Origin of the sequence: Methanoregula sp. (assembly GCF_041645475.1) — an archaeon.
In the GTDB taxonomy this organism is placed as follows: Archaea; Halobacteriota; Methanomicrobia; order Methanomicrobiales; family Methanospirillaceae; genus Methanoregula.
This window is the reverse complement of record NZ_JBAZQA010000001.1, coordinates 53,309-68,233: the sequence shown is the minus strand read 5'-3', so window position 1 is coordinate 68,233 and position 14,925 is coordinate 53,309. Positions and strand designations below refer to the sequence as shown.

Annotated in this window: 21 protein-coding genes and 1 tRNA gene; 18 read left to right on the top strand and 4 right to left on the bottom strand. The window is 46.5% G+C overall.

The window, feature by feature from the left end; translation table 11 throughout:
• Window positions 1-3: 3 nt before the first annotated feature.
• The gene (locus WC598_RS00365; RefSeq protein ID WP_372959476.1) at window positions 4-546 is read right to left on the bottom strand and encodes a hypothetical protein; all 543 of its coding nucleotides are present in this window, start codon (window positions 544-546) and stop codon (window positions 4-6) included.
• 128 nt (window positions 547-674) lie between these two features.
• Here WC598_RS00365 and WC598_RS00360 point away from each other — a divergent pair, with 128 nt between their 5' ends.
• Entirely contained in the window at window positions 675-1,172 is a 498-nt protein-coding gene (locus tag WC598_RS00360) for a hypothetical protein (protein WP_372959475.1), read from the top strand.
• Window positions 1,165-1,455 (top strand): hypothetical protein, encoded by a 291-nt coding sequence (locus WC598_RS00355; RefSeq protein WP_372959474.1) that lies wholly within the window; start codon window positions 1,165-1,167, stop codon window positions 1,453-1,455. Before WC598_RS00360 ends, WC598_RS00355 begins: the two co-directional genes overlap by 8 nt.
• Window positions 1,456-1,720: 265 nt before the next feature.
• Here the strand turns inward: WC598_RS00355 and WC598_RS00350 are convergent, their stop codons facing one another.
• Both WC598_RS00350 and WC598_RS00345 read right to left on the bottom strand, forming a co-directional pair.
• Entirely contained in the window at window positions 1,721-2,095 is a 375-nt protein-coding gene (locus WC598_RS00350) for a hypothetical protein (RefSeq protein WP_372959473.1), read from the bottom strand.
• Complete coding sequence (locus WC598_RS00345) at window positions 2,085-2,369, bottom strand: hypothetical protein (protein WP_372959472.1); 285 nt, start codon at window positions 2,367-2,369, stop codon at window positions 2,085-2,087. The genes WC598_RS00350 and WC598_RS00345 overlap by 11 nt, the downstream gene beginning before the upstream one ends.
• A gap of 151 nt (window positions 2,370-2,520) precedes the next feature.
• Here WC598_RS00345 and WC598_RS00340 point away from each other — a divergent pair, with 151 nt between their 5' ends.
• From WC598_RS00340 to WC598_RS00265, 16 genes are all read left to right on the top strand, one after another.
• Complete coding sequence (locus WC598_RS00340; protein ID WP_372959471.1) at window positions 2,521-2,739, top strand: hypothetical protein; 219 nt, start codon at window positions 2,521-2,523, stop codon at window positions 2,737-2,739.
• The gene (locus WC598_RS00335; protein WP_372959470.1) at window positions 2,736-2,885 is read left to right on the top strand and encodes a hypothetical protein; all 150 of its coding nucleotides are present in this window, start codon (window positions 2,736-2,738) and stop codon (window positions 2,883-2,885) included. Before WC598_RS00340 ends, WC598_RS00335 begins: the two co-directional genes overlap by 4 nt.
• Window positions 2,873-3,166: a hypothetical protein gene (locus tag WC598_RS00330; protein ID WP_372959469.1), complete on the top strand. Its 294-nt coding sequence runs from the start codon at window positions 2,873-2,875 to the stop codon at window positions 3,164-3,166. Before WC598_RS00335 ends, WC598_RS00330 begins: the two co-directional genes overlap by 13 nt.
• Window positions 3,167-3,427 (top strand): hypothetical protein, encoded by a 261-nt coding sequence (locus WC598_RS00325; protein WP_372959468.1) that lies wholly within the window; start codon window positions 3,167-3,169, stop codon window positions 3,425-3,427.
• 579 nt (window positions 3,428-4,006) lie between these two features.
• Window positions 4,007-5,674, top strand: coding sequence for a hypothetical protein (locus WC598_RS00320; protein ID WP_372959467.1), 1,668 nt, complete (start codon window positions 4,007-4,009; stop codon window positions 5,672-5,674).
• 421 nt (window positions 5,675-6,095) lie between these two features.
• Entirely contained in the window at window positions 6,096-6,362 is a 267-nt protein-coding gene (locus WC598_RS00315; RefSeq protein WP_372959466.1) for a hypothetical protein, read from the top strand.
• 1,580 nt (window positions 6,363-7,942) lie between these two features.
• Window positions 7,943-8,299 carry a hypothetical protein gene (locus WC598_RS00310; RefSeq protein WP_372959465.1) on the top strand — a complete coding sequence of 119 codons (357 nt, stop codon included), beginning with the start codon at window positions 7,943-7,945 and terminating at the stop codon, window positions 8,297-8,299.
• Window positions 8,300-8,359: 60 nt separating this feature from the next.
• Window positions 8,360-8,755 (top strand): hypothetical protein, encoded by a 396-nt coding sequence (locus WC598_RS00305; RefSeq protein WP_372959464.1) that lies wholly within the window; start codon window positions 8,360-8,362, stop codon window positions 8,753-8,755.
• Complete coding sequence (locus WC598_RS00300) at window positions 8,755-9,282, top strand: hypothetical protein (protein WP_372959463.1); 528 nt, start codon at window positions 8,755-8,757, stop codon at window positions 9,280-9,282. Before WC598_RS00305 ends, WC598_RS00300 begins: the two co-directional genes overlap by 1 nt.
• Complete coding sequence (locus WC598_RS00295) at window positions 9,282-9,731, top strand: hypothetical protein (protein WP_372959462.1); 450 nt, start codon at window positions 9,282-9,284, stop codon at window positions 9,729-9,731. The genes WC598_RS00300 and WC598_RS00295 overlap by 1 nt, the downstream gene beginning before the upstream one ends.
• Window positions 9,718-9,927 carry a hypothetical protein gene (locus WC598_RS00290; RefSeq protein WP_372959461.1) on the top strand — a complete coding sequence of 70 codons (210 nt, stop codon included), beginning with the start codon at window positions 9,718-9,720 and terminating at the stop codon, window positions 9,925-9,927. Before WC598_RS00295 ends, WC598_RS00290 begins: the two co-directional genes overlap by 14 nt.
• 29 nt (window positions 9,928-9,956) lie before the next feature.
• A complete protein-coding gene (locus tag WC598_RS00285; protein ID WP_372959460.1) occupies window positions 9,957-10,325 on the top strand; it encodes a hypothetical protein in 369 nt (122 codons plus the stop codon).
• Between the two features lie 50 nt (window positions 10,326-10,375).
• Window positions 10,376-11,359 carry a hypothetical protein gene (locus tag WC598_RS00280; protein WP_372959459.1) on the top strand — a complete coding sequence of 328 codons (984 nt, stop codon included), beginning with the start codon at window positions 10,376-10,378 and terminating at the stop codon, window positions 11,357-11,359.
• A complete protein-coding gene (locus WC598_RS00275) occupies window positions 11,356-12,789 on the top strand; it encodes a carboxypeptidase regulatory-like domain-containing protein (RefSeq protein ID WP_372959458.1) in 1,434 nt (477 codons plus the stop codon). The genes WC598_RS00280 and WC598_RS00275 overlap by 4 nt, the downstream gene beginning before the upstream one ends.
• Before the next feature lies 1 nt (window position 12,790).
• The gene (locus WC598_RS00270; protein WP_372959457.1) at window positions 12,791-13,756 is read left to right on the top strand and encodes a hypothetical protein; all 966 of its coding nucleotides are present in this window, start codon (window positions 12,791-12,793) and stop codon (window positions 13,754-13,756) included.
• Entirely contained in the window at window positions 13,753-14,529 is a 777-nt protein-coding gene (locus WC598_RS00265; protein ID WP_372959456.1) for a hypothetical protein, read from the top strand. Before WC598_RS00270 ends, WC598_RS00265 begins: the two co-directional genes overlap by 4 nt.
• A gap of 177 nt (window positions 14,530-14,706) precedes the next feature.
• On the opposite strand, the gene WC598_RS00260 is transcribed toward WC598_RS00265, so the two are convergent.
• A tRNA-Leu gene (locus WC598_RS00260) sits at window positions 14,707-14,791 on the bottom strand.
• Window positions 14,792-14,925: the final 134 nt, after the last annotated feature.

The following is a 14,925-nucleotide window of genomic DNA, read 5'->3' as shown; positions in this document are numbered from 1 at the left end:
ATTCTAGATCAAAAAAATTCTATTGCACATTTCAAGCAAAATCACTAATACATGATCATATCTCCCTTTGAGGTCGTTGAACTCGTAAACTTCCCATCCATCCGGGGGATCATAGAAATATGTTTTGTAGTATGCTCCAATAACGGGTTTTGCGTCTTTATGATAATACAAAATAATATTCTTTTTCCCGCGATGGTTAGCCTCTTGCATTTCACCAAGTACCGATTCATTAATTCCATGTTCATTGGCACTTTCATTAAAAACCACAAAAATTAGAATATTACTTTGGTTAATAAGCTCATTACTAATTCGATGAATATATGAATACTCCGTTTCAAGGGCATTTTGATGATATTGTTCCTGTAAATCTGATGCGAGATATGTATTTTCATAACCATTCTTTCTTAAAAAAAATTGTAATAGAGCCAAATTAGTTTTATTTTGATTAGAGTACGAACCAAAAATACCAATTTTACATTCACTTTTAAGCGCCTCAAAACCTTCAAGTATATCCGGTCTTTCAGGCACAAAGGGAATTAAAACCATTAATTTAATATTAATTTGAATGATTAATAATCATTAAGATTACATTTTTGTAACTCAATTTTTAGAAATTGTCGATTATATTAAATATCTGTTACACAAATGTATCTAAACAAAAATGAGGTAGAATCGTGGAAGAGGAAAAAATGAATACTTATCTAAAGAAAATCCCTCGTGAGATTCGTCATTCAATAAAACAATTAGATAATGACCAGAAATGGGCGGTGTATCTTGCAATTATGTTTGAGGGTCGAAAATCATTCACTGAACTTAAAGAGGAATTGGGAGCTAATGCGACCGAGATAACGAGAGCTCTTAATTCATTAATTGAGGGAGGATTGGTTTCAAAAAGGATTGAAAATATCTCAACAATCCGAGATACAAAAAAATATTTGTATTATTCGACCGCCCAAGGCAGAAAGATACTAAATTGTTTATTCGATACAATACCCACGAAAAACACGACGGCCTTAAAAAACACCGTTTCAGTGCAATATAAGGAGTCAAGCTCATCCATCGTAAAAATGCCAAGTGCTGAACACATTATTAGTATGTCCAGCGGAATATCAGATAATCCGAGATCGTATATGGTCCCAACAATTGCCCTAGGGGTGAAAAAAAATGGCTGAAAAAAAAATAGAGACTGCAATGATAAAAACTGAATTATCTCCAGATTTTTCAGTAATTCATGTTGATGGTGTCTTTGGTGGAATTAGCACAGATCAAGGTACTGCCTGGGTTCAAGTATTCTGTGATCTCCCAAATTCAGAAGTATCTGGTGCAAATGGAGATATGGCTGTAACAAAAATTCGACGGCAAATCTTGGTTGATATGCGAATGTCAACTAGTACTTACAGAGCAATTGCAAAATGGATGGAAGAAACCGTTAAAAAATTAGATGCAATAAAATAATCCTTTTTTGAAGGATTTTATAAAGGAACCGTTTGTTTATCTCTTGAGACTTTTTTTCCACGGATTGTTTCTCACTTTCACAACGCGTTAACATCTTCGATATCATAATGGAAATTGAATGAAGAAACTGGGGTGATCATATCTCTCACTCAAGCATCAAGGAAAGCGTGAACGATCCGCCTCATCTGAACACAGATGAGGAATCTTTAATCTTTAAAATTTTTGAGAAGTATTTAGAAAAACAAGAAGAAGCCGATTGAATTATTTATTTTTCAAAACCAACGGCATCATAGCCCCAAGGCTTGTTATTTATTCCCTCAAATATGAATCCAATATCATTGAAAAAAGATCGGAACTCTCCAGTAATTTTTATTAAATCATCATCCGAGTTGTAAAAATGGGAAACGGTCACTCGTCGCCCCTCAATGGTTTTTTCCCGATAAATCGAATCGAGCAGAGGATAGATTTCAAGATATTTTTTCCAGGGGATCCAGTTGCAGCGATCCTCATCGCTCATATCTTCGCGTCGTGGTGCGGCATTCGGAACCGGTGTTCCCGGTCGGATCTTGCCGTTTCTGATTGCACGTTTCTCATATTTCCGTATCAGATTTTCCCGGCGTGCTTCGTCATTACTTGCCACGTAATTTCCTCTCCATCGCCTTCATCATCAATTCGGTCATTTTTTCTTCGCCATCCTTCGAATCAAAATATTTCTGTATTGCTTCTGATTGATCCATTTCCCGGTCTCGATCCCGATTTCGATTATCAAAATAATATCTGATGGCAAAATTTACAAGATCGGTAACCGTCTTAAATTCTTTATTTTTTATTGACAACTCCATGTCTTTGAGATTTATCGGAGTGAACGTTATTGTACCCCGTTCTCTTATTTCCGTTTCACGTCGGGTTCCCATAGTAATTGATTCAGAATGGAACCTTTTTAATATTTGGAGGGGGATTGGTTTCCAATATGTGTACTTTTTATAGATTTGATTCCAATTGGAATCTGATAATAAAATGTCTGGAAACTTTGAACGAACGACTATCTCCCTCACTGATCCTCAGATGAAGGCGATGAAAAAACTCGTTGGGGATGGAGAATACCCTGACCTAACGGAAGCTATCCGAGCAGCGGTGAACCTACTGATTGAGGTACATAAATATCCGTCCCTCTGGCACTGGCATAGGGCTCACGAGAAAGCAAAAGCCCTTCTCGATCCTGAAGCGGATGGAATAACGGAATCTACGAGTCCAAAACCAGCAGCCCCTGGTATGTCATCATGACCGCCATTACTAGGCCAGCTCTTGAAATCATCCCCCAGGAAGAACTGGACGCCATGCAGGATCCGATCGCTACTGCCGTGGTGGTTCAGTGGGTTATCCAGGGAAAAGCGAAGATCATCCCACGGGGGCAATCATGCAGGGTGTAACAGAAGATGGGAGAAGCCAGGTCTGTTCCGGCCAAGGAATACAGGACACGGCTTCTTATTCATCTTCTTCGGTGTCCGATGACAAAAACCTTCCGGCAATCCGTCACGATGCCGCAACTCTTCTGGAATTTTTGCAGGACTCGGATCCACTTCTGACCAACGATGAACGGATGCAAATCAACCTGACCGCCCGGATACTTGCCGATGCATCTACCCGTTACCGGAAACGAGCGGCACTTCGTTCAGAGCTCTCCCGGGAACTTGAAAGGGCGGTGGGATGAATGGCTGATATCAGACTCGAAGTGGCCAACCTCCTGACCGCGATCAGCGAACACGATCCCTATCTCAACCATATTGAAAAGTTGGTGATTGATAACGCGATAGAAGTTCTCGACCGGGCGCGATCCCGGGAAGAGCGGATCCTTGAGGATGCAGCAACCCGGCGGAATGAGGACATTGCCAGGGCAAAAAGGATCGGTGCGGATCCGGATAATATCCCGGACCTGGAAGATTACATTTGTGTCCGGGGTGTCTGCGGATGAATTCACCGACCAAGTATCAACTCTGGAAAAAATACCCGGAACTTCCCGGGCTCTGGTCGGAATATATCCGATTATGCAGACTGCCGGCCCCGGTATCTGAAGTATCGTGGGCTTTTGAAAAATACCGGCTCGCTTATTTAGGTCATAAGGCGCGGTATCAGATCGTTGAAGAAATAGCGGAGCCGGTCCCGGGGGTTGCGTCCTGATGGCGATCAATTGGGAGGATCTCCCGGATCTCATCCTGCATGTCAGGAAAGAGTATTTTGATCAGATAAAATCAGGACCGAAAACCGAAGAATACCGACTCATAAAACCGTACTGGACCCAGCGGTTATGTGGTCCCCCTGGGGGAGCGGCCCATTATCGTTATGTCCGGGTTTTCTGCGGGTATCCGTCAAAGGACCATAAAGAAAAACAGATCGTTTTTGCTTATGACGGTTACACAACGCCAACGATTACTCATAAGGAATTTGGTGATCTGCCGGTTCAGGTCTATGCAATAAGACTTATTCAGAAGTTGCGCCGGGACAATCCCGCTCTCTCTCAGTAGTTTCTCAGGCGACGGAGGGAAAAAGCGAAATGTCACCGGCTACCTTAGGGTATCCTCTCAGGGATATCAAACTTCTTTTACTGAAAGGCAAGAAGAACACGATCGACCTTTACCCCTACATTAAAACCGGGGAATGGAAGATCTCCGATATTGTTCGGGACATAAAACCCGGTTGCGAGATCCCGAAAGATCCGCTATACTGGCGTGTCTATCGTCGTATAACCCGGCTCGCAAAACTCGAATACATCAAGCTTGAAAAAAGGGAAAGGGTAGATTGGGATAAAACCCAGGAATCCCGGCTGGATGAAATAGAGGCCTCGGTCCATGCGATATTCCGGGCAGCGGTGAAACCCGCCCTCCCCATAGTTTCCGGTGGAACCTCTCCGACGGAGCCCGATCTATCCATTTCCACTGTAAAAGTAAAAGAACAATCGTTCTACGTCGTGCCAACCGGGAACCTTATTTACTTGTTCTCGCAGGTGCAAAATTCAAACACGCGATCCGGAAGTGCAAACCTCACGCCGGAAAAGAAGGGATCGTACTGGGACAAGCTTTACAAAATTCCGCAAAGCTGTTCCTCAGAGCGTGTGAACGCGATCAAGATCCTGATGTCCCTCCATGGGGAACGATACCAGGAAGCCTCCGGCCGCATGGCGGACCGGCTGTTTAAAAGGGATGTCACATGCCCCACGTGCGGGAAGAGGGGAGAATACATCTCCGGTAAAAAAATGGCTACCTGCTCATGCGGGGCCAGCTGGAAACCGCCGTTAAATATCGAGCTCAAAAACGAGCTCACCGAAGTTCAAAGCACTTTTGAGATCTGGGAAGACAAGGCCCTGAATAAAGAACTCTTTTTCGACCGGGGACCGGGAACCCCGATATGCAAACTGAAGGCATCAACCAGGTTTACCGACAAGGGGAGAAAAGTAAAAAATATCCGGACCTATGATCGCGGGTGGAGTCGGGCGAATCAGCTTTACAAGCGGGGGGTATTCCTCACCCTTACCACAGATCCCGCCATGCATGATTCAGTCTGGCACGCTAACCGCCATCTGGCAAAGGCCTGGAACAAATACCTATCACTTCTCCTATCCAGAAAAAAACAGGCCAAGAAGAGCGGCCACGATACCGAAAAAGAGGAACACGATTCAATCGATAACGGGCTCGGCCGTCTAAAATTTATTGCTGCATATGAGTTCATGGAGAACGGCCTGATCCATCTTCATGTCTGCATCTTCGGGATCCGGTATCTCGCAAAGATTGACAAAATCGCTGAGGATTGGAACAAGTGCGGTCAAGGTGAAATAGTCCATGCCTACGGTATCCGCAAAAATGGTGATGTCTGGGAATGGAACCGGGAGAGCCCGGCAGATGCCCAGGGTAAAAACCCGGTCGATTATCTCCGGAAATATTTAGAAAAGGCCCTTTACGTCAATGAAAACTTCGGGCTCTATTGGGCGATGAATAAACGGTTTTGCTCGATGTCCCGGATATTCCAGACAAAGGAATGCCAGGGATGCCGGGCCGTGTGGGGATCTCATCTCCGTGTCTGCCCTGATTGCGGTGCACCTTTGCGTCGAATCTCTCAGGGCTTCCGTTTCCTCGGAGCCCTCGATAAGGGTGTCGGCCCGACTGCGGAAATTATGGAACGGCGAAAACATCCGATGAAAGAAAGATGGGGCGGGGTGCCGGCATGAAACCCATATCGATCACCGATCAGGAAATCATCACCGAGTATCGGGATAATGGTAAATTCATTTTGCAGATATGCCACGAACACCACGCGGGAATACGAAGGGTTCGTCGGGTACTTGATCAGGAAGGATTACGCGGGGGTACGCTCGCATGACCCGGGCAGATCTCGAGATTGTGAATGATGAGATCGGGCAATGGAACGACACGGCCCGAGAGCGGATGCAATCCCATTGGGAAGGGTCCGGCAGGCACGGGGAAGGAAGCGCCGGCCGGTTATCCCGGTGTATTCATCGGATGGTTATGATTGATGTGCGGTGATGGCAAGGAAGCGATCCGGGGCCCGCGGTCAGAGCGTGAGCTGAGGCAAGCGGCCCGAGTCGCATGGGATCGGGACCACGGGCAGGATCACCAGGAAAACTCCCAATGGGGCCGATCATGAATCCACCCAGAATAATCTTGATAGCTCCCCGGCAGGGTGTAGTAATTCATTCAGGGCTTGAAATTTTCACAGAAGAAAGTGCCAAACGGATAACCGAGTTTTGCAGGATCAAGGAAAAAGAATATGGAGAAATCGAGAGAGTGATCGTGTCAATGGGAACGGTCCGTATCATGGATCCAGGTGAGCCGGTTCCGGTCCCTCTCCGGCCCGGTAAAGGTCTCACCATCCCGGCGGGAGGCGCATTATATTGAATGGGATAGATAACCTCAAAAGGACAGGCGCGGCATCGGGGTTGCAAGGTGATTATAAAAAGCATGTATGATTAATCTTTCGTATGCTAGCGTAGCATATTGAAGCCCGATTGACAATAGGACCAAGGATTACCCTTAATATCTGTGCGATCCAATATCTACTGGGAGTTATGACCCCTTGTAATAAGAAAAAGAAAACGTATGGGAAAGATAATTTGTGCATATCTACTCTTTCCTGAAACGACTTAAAAGTTCCCAATTGCAATGCAATTGGTGAAATAAGGCAAATACCGGTAGGTATCAATCGAATATTTTACACCGATGCCTAAACCTAACAATATTCGGAAAAAAGAACCGGCTTTAACCGGAGTCAAAGAAAGCCAATGGATCGTCAGCAACGGAATACTTGTACTCATTGCAATGACAATGGGGTACATTGTTCTCAAAGTTGCTGTGATCTATGGAGGAGAATTCCCCGCAACGATAGGAGCATGGTTTACAACGTGCACCTTGATTTATTTGGGGAATGTGGTCAATATCCTCCGACATACAATGCGAAGAAAGGGGAGAAAATAACTCCCTGCTATTTTTTAATCGTAATATCCAGTTAAGTACCTACATAGTTCATATCTTGCCATAAGTCTCCCTTTTTGGTAAAGGTCAATTATCAAAACTATTTTGGAAAGGGGTTGATCAGTATCGACCCATTTTTAGATACATGAAAAACGGGAGATGACAACAAGGTATAATTATAATGTTGACCCGTAATTTGGAGTGGGTCACCTTGAATCAATCCTCCCCTGGGGAAGAATATGTTGCCATGGGGAGTTATTGATGAACAGGATTGTAATCTTGTAAAAGATGTTATCAGAGATCCGCTGATTATTATTCTCTTATTGTTGACTTTAGGATTGACCACACAAGTTAGGATTTTCTTTTTCCCGTCAACGACAGGAATTATTGATTTAATTATCCTATTTGAAGATTGTTGGATTATCCTTTTCGCACTGAAGTATAGTTTCAAAATCCTCATTGAATTCTATATTGGCATCCGGAATAACATCAAAAAAGCGAAGGCTATAACGATTAGCTGAGCTGCAATAACTCCCCAACAATAGAATCAAGAATCACTGTTCATCATCCATTTCAAAATTTCTACAAAACGAGAACCGATCTTCCTAAGTAGAACGCCCAGGTCCGGCCGGATCCTGGATGATCTTATGTGCGGCACGTCCGGTAAAAGCGGCCTTGATTGGACAAGCCGGACATGGGCATGGGTGCGCGGGGGGGTGCTCGATGCTCTGCGAACCATCCGCAGGGGGCGCGGCGTTTTGTCCAGTTTTAGATATATATACACAGGAGTGTGAGGGGCATCCCTGTACATACAATGAGAGAGTAGTAAAGCCGACGCGGAAAACAGCAGTTAAGCCTATCCCGATATTGTCCATCAGCTTCCTTTCAGTATCAGATATCCTAATTCCGCCCTGCCTTTTTTTGGACATAAGTAGAAAATTAACAGAAATATTAATAATACTTTGCGACAAAAAGACTTTTAAATTAGGACAAAAGTAGAACTATTCATGTCACTGATGACTGCAATCGAAAACTTCCGATCCAATCGGAAGGTAGAACAGGAGAAGATCAATGCAGGCCAGACCACGGCCCCAGCTCGCTCTGGTCTTGTAAAGATGCTCGGTATTCCGTTTGCCCTGGCATTCGTGTTCATGCTCAACGCGATAGAGCCGGCATCTGCAGAGGTTGACGTAAACCTGTCTGTGATCACCAATGTGATCAATGCCTTCGTGGGTCTGATCTCTCCGATCACAAACCTCGTGATCGCTATCGTTCCCCTGTGGTTCGTTATCATGATCCTCGGGTTCGTGATGGGTCTGCTCGGTGCGATCCTCGCCCTCATCAAGTCCGGCATGAAGTTCTGAGGCAGGAAAAAAATCCCATTTTTCCTTCCTCCTTAATCACTCGTAACTTCAGGAAGGAAAATGATGAAACTTGAAAAAACGGCTCTTCTAATTCTCTGCGTTCTCGCAGTTATCGTATTGCCGGCATCTGCTGAAGTTCTCCATCCGGAAATGGTGGACTTTAACAAAACAATCGCTTATTCGGATCTCGGTCTGACGGGACAACAGGACATACAGGTATGGGTCGGAAATGTCCTGGTAATGACCGGCAACACATCAGCCGGATCCTTGCCCCAACCGATAGGCGATTATCACGTTATTGTGAAGCCCTCACTCGCAAACCGATGGCTGAATAACCCGGCGTTATTCCTTCAGGATGGAATGGCTTACCTACTCGCCTTCGCATTCCCGATCTTTATCATTCTCGGATTCGGAGCGATCCTCATAGGCCTCGCCCATGCAGGGAGGCGAAGATAATGGATCTTCGGCGGGATACTAAAAATCTTCTGGTTGACCAGAGGGGTGCGATAAAAAAAGTCCTCTCTTTCTACAATTCGCCAACGGTCCCGACAATCCGGCTTACATCGGATCATGGGGTTACCTGTTTTGAGCTGGGCAAGCGGGCACGGAAACGGGAAAATACGATCACTGATGCCCTGGACAAAAACGGGTGGGAAATATCATCAGAGCCGGTCCTGATCAAATCAGGAAAGGAAGTAGAGCTCGGTTACGTCACGCATCCGTCCGGTGTCACTCTCACAATCAAGCCGGATGTGAAGATTCAGGCAGTAGATGAAAACGGCGAGAAAATTCCCGGTAAATATGTCGAAGGGTCTTATTGCGGGACCATCGGTCGGGCCTGCGATATTGACGACTTCAACCAGTCCATAGAGCGGGAGAAGTCTGGCAACTGGCTTCTTCCCTTGGTGATTGGGATCGTTGTTGGCGTAATGTTCTTCTCACCCCTGTTCGCGTGGTTGATGGGGTTTGCCGGGGGTAACTGATGCGGCCGGCAATCCAGGGGGAGCGGGGGAACGGAGAGACCGGCCCGGGTCGGCAGCCGTGGGAATACGATCCGGAGCTTGCCAAATACAACGCAATTGCGGAATTTATCAAAATGTCTGGGGATCTCTCGGACACAACGGATCTTTTCCACGGATATGAAGCGCAGTGGATCGCCCTCAATAAAGTCACCGGGTATGACTGCTCTCTCAGGCTCAAAATGTACCGGGAATTCAGGCGTACCAGTCCGGATCATCTGCGCATGGCTCGTAACGAGATTGTCCGGCTCCTGTCTCAGCCAAAAATGATTGTTCATGGTAACGATCTGATCCGTGATGATGTAGAGGAACCGGGCTTCTGGTCGAACGTTGCCAACGGTGCAAAAAAGTTACTTGGGATGAAGCCGGCAGAACAACCGCGACCGGAGGCGCAGACCAATGGAAGGTATTGATATCTTCCTACCCTCGGTAGTGACAGAACCAACGGTCTGCGCTCCGATCCGGTACGTCCAGACTCTTACCACTTCAGAGAATGCGTTGTTTATGGGTGAGATGGGGGTCGTGGTCGGTATCCTAACCTGTGTTCTGTGTTATGTCGGGTATTTCTATGCAGCACCCTGGCTCGTAAAAAAAATGGGGTGGTCCTGACGGCATATGGGAAGTCAGCCAATCAACCCATGAATTTTTCATGGCAGATTGCACGGAAGATAGACCGGCTTGATCTTGGGCAATTCGCGGCCACGGAATTCTTTTACCGGAATGCGATCCTTTACGGCCTGATCCGGGCGATTGACCCGAAAGAGAAAATTGAGGACGATGAGGATCAGCCCGGTCAGAGTATCCAGGATCTCATAAGCTCCGTTGATGACAGGATCAAAACCCTCCTGGAATTCGATACTACCGCGATCCTCATGGGGCATAGCAATCTCCCGGAGGTAAAGCAGTTCCAATCCGGTTCTATGGATGTCTGGTTTGAAATTGCGGAGATAACGCACCGTTGCCATCTCTGCGATCAGGTTCTCTATCAAATCCCGGAGGCTCCCTGATGGGTATCAAAATACCTCCGTGGTTTACCTCACAATTCGATGAAGATAAGATGAGGAAATTTTGTCATGAAGAATGGTGCCTGGAATTCTTCAAACAGGTGATCCAGACAAAAGGAACCTCAATCTTTTTCACCGGCACGCCGGGCAGCGGCAAGAGCCAGAAGGATCGGTACTTCCTCCAATACTTCGCACCCTTCGAGACCGTAATAAAATGGGATACCGGGAAGGACGATATCCAACTGTGTTTCACTCTCGGGAAGCCGGTTCAAATTCTCATACCGTTGGGGTGTAAATTCGAGATGCGGGGAGAAGTCCCGGCAGAGTACGTGATAACGCCGGTCCCCATTCCGGAAATCACCTGGAGACTGATCAAACCCGGCTGGATCAATATCATCAGTATGAGGAATTACTACCTGGATGAAAAGAACCTGAAGTCAGATGTCAGGGCGATGTTCAAGAATTTCCTTCTCCGACTCCGGCTGGATGAATTTAAGAACTGGCTCCCGGCCGTATTCGATGCAGATGAAGCACATGTTATCCTGGGCAATCTCCGAATCGATGCATCAGCCGATGGCAAGCAGACCGGGCAGGATGTAGCTAACATCCTGAAGGAATGCAGATCAAAGGGTCTCCGCTGGCTGATCATCTCTCAGGGATATTACGATATCCAGGGAACCGCCCGGGAAAATACCCCGTGTTATGTGGTGAGCCGGGGGACTGTGGTAGACCGGCGGGACAATCCGAAACTCAATTACCTGTCAGGATTCGCCCGGTCGTGTGAATCAAAACACGGCTGGATTGTTTTACCGAATGGTGATCATTACGGGAAGACCAGCCCGATCCCATTCCCCTATTTTGAACCGATGAAAACCCGGATCATCTACCGGGGGTTTGTAGATGAAGAGAAAGACATGGCAGACGATTCAGAAATGTTAAGAGGCGATCCGGGTGTGTTCGCCTCGCAGATGTTTGAACCTGAGCACTCCCCGGCGATACCCTCACGGTATGCAGTTTATGATGGGGTGAATCAATGAAGACCAGAATACAGGTATCAATATTCGTTCTGATCATCGCCCTTATTTTACCCGTATCGGCAGCATTTACTGTCAATGGTGCACCGTTAGGGGATGGAGATTATATTTATAATGGCGATTGGGTTAGTTATTCTAATCCACCGAGAGAAACCGTTATATTATTTAACCCTGTATCACTCCCTAAACAGCATTATTGGGGCGGCAATGTATATCGCGGTGATACACATTACGACGGCTGGCAAGTATCCCCAATGGGAGAAGAACCGTATAATATTCAGGCTATTATTGCTACAAACGATACGGTTTTCGATGAGGTAGTAGTTAATTATACGTATTCCGGAGTTAGACCGATTAATCCTCCGCAAGCCCTTTTCACCGTCGATCCGGGTTTTGAGGGACACCCTCCATTTTATATCAGATTTTTCGACATTTCACAAAATATTGAGAGCGCAACGTTTGCATGGGATTTTGGCAATGGGCAATTATACAGCGGGAATTATCCAAACCCGAATGAATATTTGGAAATGACTTATCCTAACGAAGGGAATTATACAGTATCGCTTTCGCTCAGTGCAACGAACGGGACATCGACATACAGCGAAAAAATATCGGTTTATAATGCATCCGTGATCCTGCCGAATGATGTTCCGAATTCTTCTGCAGGCCCTGCCGTTAATGGCGTAACGGTAAATCTTGATATTAAAGATGCGATCACCGGCGCATTAATCCAAAATGCCGGATGCGGGATCTATAATAGCACCTCGCATATGTGGAGGAATACCACAGCACCAACCGGCTTGGTCTATTACGATTCAACGGACAACATGTTCATAAATTTAAGCAAAGGTCAAACAATCACCCTTGCTGCATGGGATACCGGGCATAAACCGGATTCAGTGACGTTCAAAATCCCGTACGATAATTACCGAGCGATCCTTAATCTCGTGCCCAATACCCTTGTATCTGCCAATGGGACCGGTGCAATAGTAGTAACAACCGTCAGGAATAAGGACGGCCTTCCGATCTCCGGCGCTTCGGTCTCCCTGGAAAATGGACAGATGGGATCAACCAATACGGCCGGGGCGATCACGTTCCAAAATGTGACGGCGGGAGATCATACGGTATCAGTCTCCACACCCTATTATTCCTATTCGTCTACATCACAATCGGTGAGTCTGTCCGCCGGTGAAACGAAAATGGTTATGGTGCAATTGGTAGAGATTGGCCAGACTCCGGTCCCTACGTATATAGCCCCGACAACGACAAGCGGTGGGGCTGGGACAGGGACTTATGCCGGGAACTATTCGGCGGGTGCGCTGAATGCACAGGGGGGCCAGGGACTTTTAGAAATGATGGGGATGTTAATCAAGCTCTGGCCATTGGCTTTGATAATGTTGTTCCTGTACTTCCTGAAGAAGGTGACACAGTGACATGAAACCCGTTTTCTTTTTTCTCTGCCTTCTCGGTCTCATCCTGGTAAGTCCGGCAATGGCGATCAACAGTACCGCCTCTGCCATGTCCGTTTCTCAATACTCGATTCAAGCGCCGGACAACTATGTAATTTATCAAATCATTGTGGACCCGGTCCCAATGGGAACAAATCAAAGCCACGTGCTTAATTATAACGGCGCAACTTTTCTCCTGACCATAGGAAGTGCTCAATCATACGGTATTTTCAACGAGTTTGATATTGCCCTCACCTATCCTAACGGATCATTATCATCAAAGCATGTCAGTACCACGAGGATCAGTTTGGGGAATTACAAAACAACCATCCAACCGGTATTTTCCCAAGCCCAAAGCCTCAATAATGCATATCTGACGATCGATCTTCAGGTAGGATTAACTCCTGTATCCGCTGAATTCAACACCCAGCCGGCCGGCTGGCTGGCTTCAAGTGCGATCCCCTTCAGTTCTGCATCTGGCAACCTTGGAGTATCGACCAATGTATTTTGCGAGATGATGACCCTTGATGATTTCCAGAATAACGTCGTCAATTATAATTCATTATGGGGATTGAAGAACCTCGGATCAACGGTATTCCAATGGACATATGAAATGGTATTAGGGTTCATCAGCAATATCCCGGTGATAGGTCCACTGTTCATTCAGCTTCTCACGCTCCTGGGAATTGTTCTTACCGAGATGTCCTTTTGGGCGGTCTTTATCGTAACCAATGCCCCGGCGATCATTCTCTCCCTGGAAACCCTTATCATAATTCTTTCTGTCGTCAATACCGGAAAGAATGCCCCACTTAGGAAAGTGCTATCCAACATCTATCAGTATAATGTGGCCTGCATCAACGGATTCTTTACCTTGATCGAACTGTTGAGAGGGTGGATCATCAGTCTGATAGAAGTGATTACCTCGATTGTTCAGGCGATGAAACTGACATGAGACACCTCATTTTTACACTGGTTCTTCTATTGTCGGTCCTGATCCTGCCGGTGATGGCAAGTGAGGAGATCCCGTTTAATTCGACAATTTCCGGTGATCGGAATATTGAACAGGTGTATACATGGCAGGTACAAAACGTGTCCGGCCTTGCCGACATCGGCTATCATTTTGAGGTTTATGATTATCGCGATCTCGGGTCGAATTATACGTACTGGTCCAAGGCGTGGGGGAAATGGGAAAAGCATTATGCCACACCTGGAACGCGATTCATTGCCGTATGGGTTAATGGGTGGACGGAAGGGACCACATGGATTGGGTGGGGTCCTGATCGGTTCAACATGTGGATATGGGGAAACACCACGATCAAACCTTTGCCAACCCATTTACAGGATATGCCGATAACATATGGGAGTGAGCGGTATCGTCCGGTAGTGATCGCGGAACTTGAAAACCGGACCCGTCAGGATGGATCATGGCTCCCGTCGGAATGGTACGGGTTTAAGGATGGTCAGGAATTAGACCGGGCAGAACCCGGGCTTTCAAATTCCGTTAATGGGTTTATCCTGTATGAAGTACCGGTGATTGCAAAGATCCCGGATCTCCGGGTTGCCGGGTGGTTCGGGTATTATGGGACTGCAATCTGGTATCTCACCCCACAAAAAATTATCCAGAATAGTTTTGAGAGAATCCAAGCGGACGATATCAAATTAATTCAGGTTCAGAAGGAAATCGGCCTAAGGGTATCGGATAGTATCACTAGGGGGAAAGGATGATCCTTGAATGGATCGCGGCCGGGGGGTCCGTGTGTCTCATTGTCTGGATCATGATTCAATGTGATCGGGCGGTACAGAAGCAACCGCGCAGGGGTGATAAAAGGGTTCGATAAGGCGTTGTAAACAAAATTATACTTACTTGTAATGCGTTGCTGAAAACGAACTAAAAGAAGGGCATGCGAGAGGTGGGATTCGAACCCATGAACTCCTACAAGACTAGGCCCTGAACCTAGCGCCGTTGACCTGGCTTGGCTACTCTCGCCCACACTATTTTTCACGCTGGAAATAACCCTACCAGATGCCAAGTTCCGTCATGAGACCCTGAACCTGGCGCCGTTGACCTGGCTTGGCTACCCTCGCGCCTGTATAGATTATCTGCCCGGTTTAATAAAGGTA

Coding starts and splice junctions, on each gene's coding strand:
- WC598_RS00365 (WP_372959476.1), bottom strand. CDS start 546: ATGGTTTTAATTCCCTTTGTGCCTGAAAGACCGGATATACTTGAAGGT.
- WC598_RS00355 (WP_372959474.1), top strand. CDS start 1,165: ATGGCTGAAAAAAAAATAGAGACTGCAATGATAAAAACTGAATTATCT.
- WC598_RS00345 (WP_372959472.1), bottom strand. CDS start 2,369: ATGGGAACCCGACGTGAAACGGAAATAAGAGAACGGGGTACAATAACG.
- WC598_RS00340 (WP_372959471.1), top strand. CDS start 2,521: ATGAAGGCGATGAAAAAACTCGTTGGGGATGGAGAATACCCTGACCTA.
- WC598_RS00335 (WP_372959470.1), top strand. CDS start 2,736: ATGACCGCCATTACTAGGCCAGCTCTTGAAATCATCCCCCAGGAAGAA.
- WC598_RS00330 (WP_372959469.1), top strand. CDS start 2,873: ATGCAGGGTGTAACAGAAGATGGGAGAAGCCAGGTCTGTTCCGGCCAA.
- WC598_RS00325 (WP_372959468.1), top strand. CDS start 3,167: ATGGCTGATATCAGACTCGAAGTGGCCAACCTCCTGACCGCGATCAGC.
- WC598_RS00320 (WP_372959467.1), top strand. CDS start 4,007: ATGTCACCGGCTACCTTAGGGTATCCTCTCAGGGATATCAAACTTCTT.
- WC598_RS00315 (WP_372959466.1), top strand. CDS start 6,096: ATGGGGCCGATCATGAATCCACCCAGAATAATCTTGATAGCTCCCCGG.
- WC598_RS00310 (WP_372959465.1), top strand. CDS start 7,943: ATGTCACTGATGACTGCAATCGAAAACTTCCGATCCAATCGGAAGGTA.
- WC598_RS00305 (WP_372959464.1), top strand. CDS start 8,360: ATGATGAAACTTGAAAAAACGGCTCTTCTAATTCTCTGCGTTCTCGCA.
- WC598_RS00300 (WP_372959463.1), top strand. CDS start 8,755: ATGGATCTTCGGCGGGATACTAAAAATCTTCTGGTTGACCAGAGGGGT.
- WC598_RS00295 (WP_372959462.1), top strand. CDS start 9,282: ATGCGGCCGGCAATCCAGGGGGAGCGGGGGAACGGAGAGACCGGCCCG.
- WC598_RS00290 (WP_372959461.1), top strand. CDS start 9,718: ATGGAAGGTATTGATATCTTCCTACCCTCGGTAGTGACAGAACCAACG.
- WC598_RS00285 (WP_372959460.1), top strand. CDS start 9,957: ATGAATTTTTCATGGCAGATTGCACGGAAGATAGACCGGCTTGATCTT.
- WC598_RS00280 (WP_372959459.1), top strand. CDS start 10,376: ATGAGGAAATTTTGTCATGAAGAATGGTGCCTGGAATTCTTCAAACAG.
- WC598_RS00275 (WP_372959458.1), top strand. CDS start 11,356: ATGAAGACCAGAATACAGGTATCAATATTCGTTCTGATCATCGCCCTT.
- WC598_RS00270 (WP_372959457.1), top strand. CDS start 12,791: ATGAAACCCGTTTTCTTTTTTCTCTGCCTTCTCGGTCTCATCCTGGTA.
- WC598_RS00265 (WP_372959456.1), top strand. CDS start 13,753: ATGAGACACCTCATTTTTACACTGGTTCTTCTATTGTCGGTCCTGATC.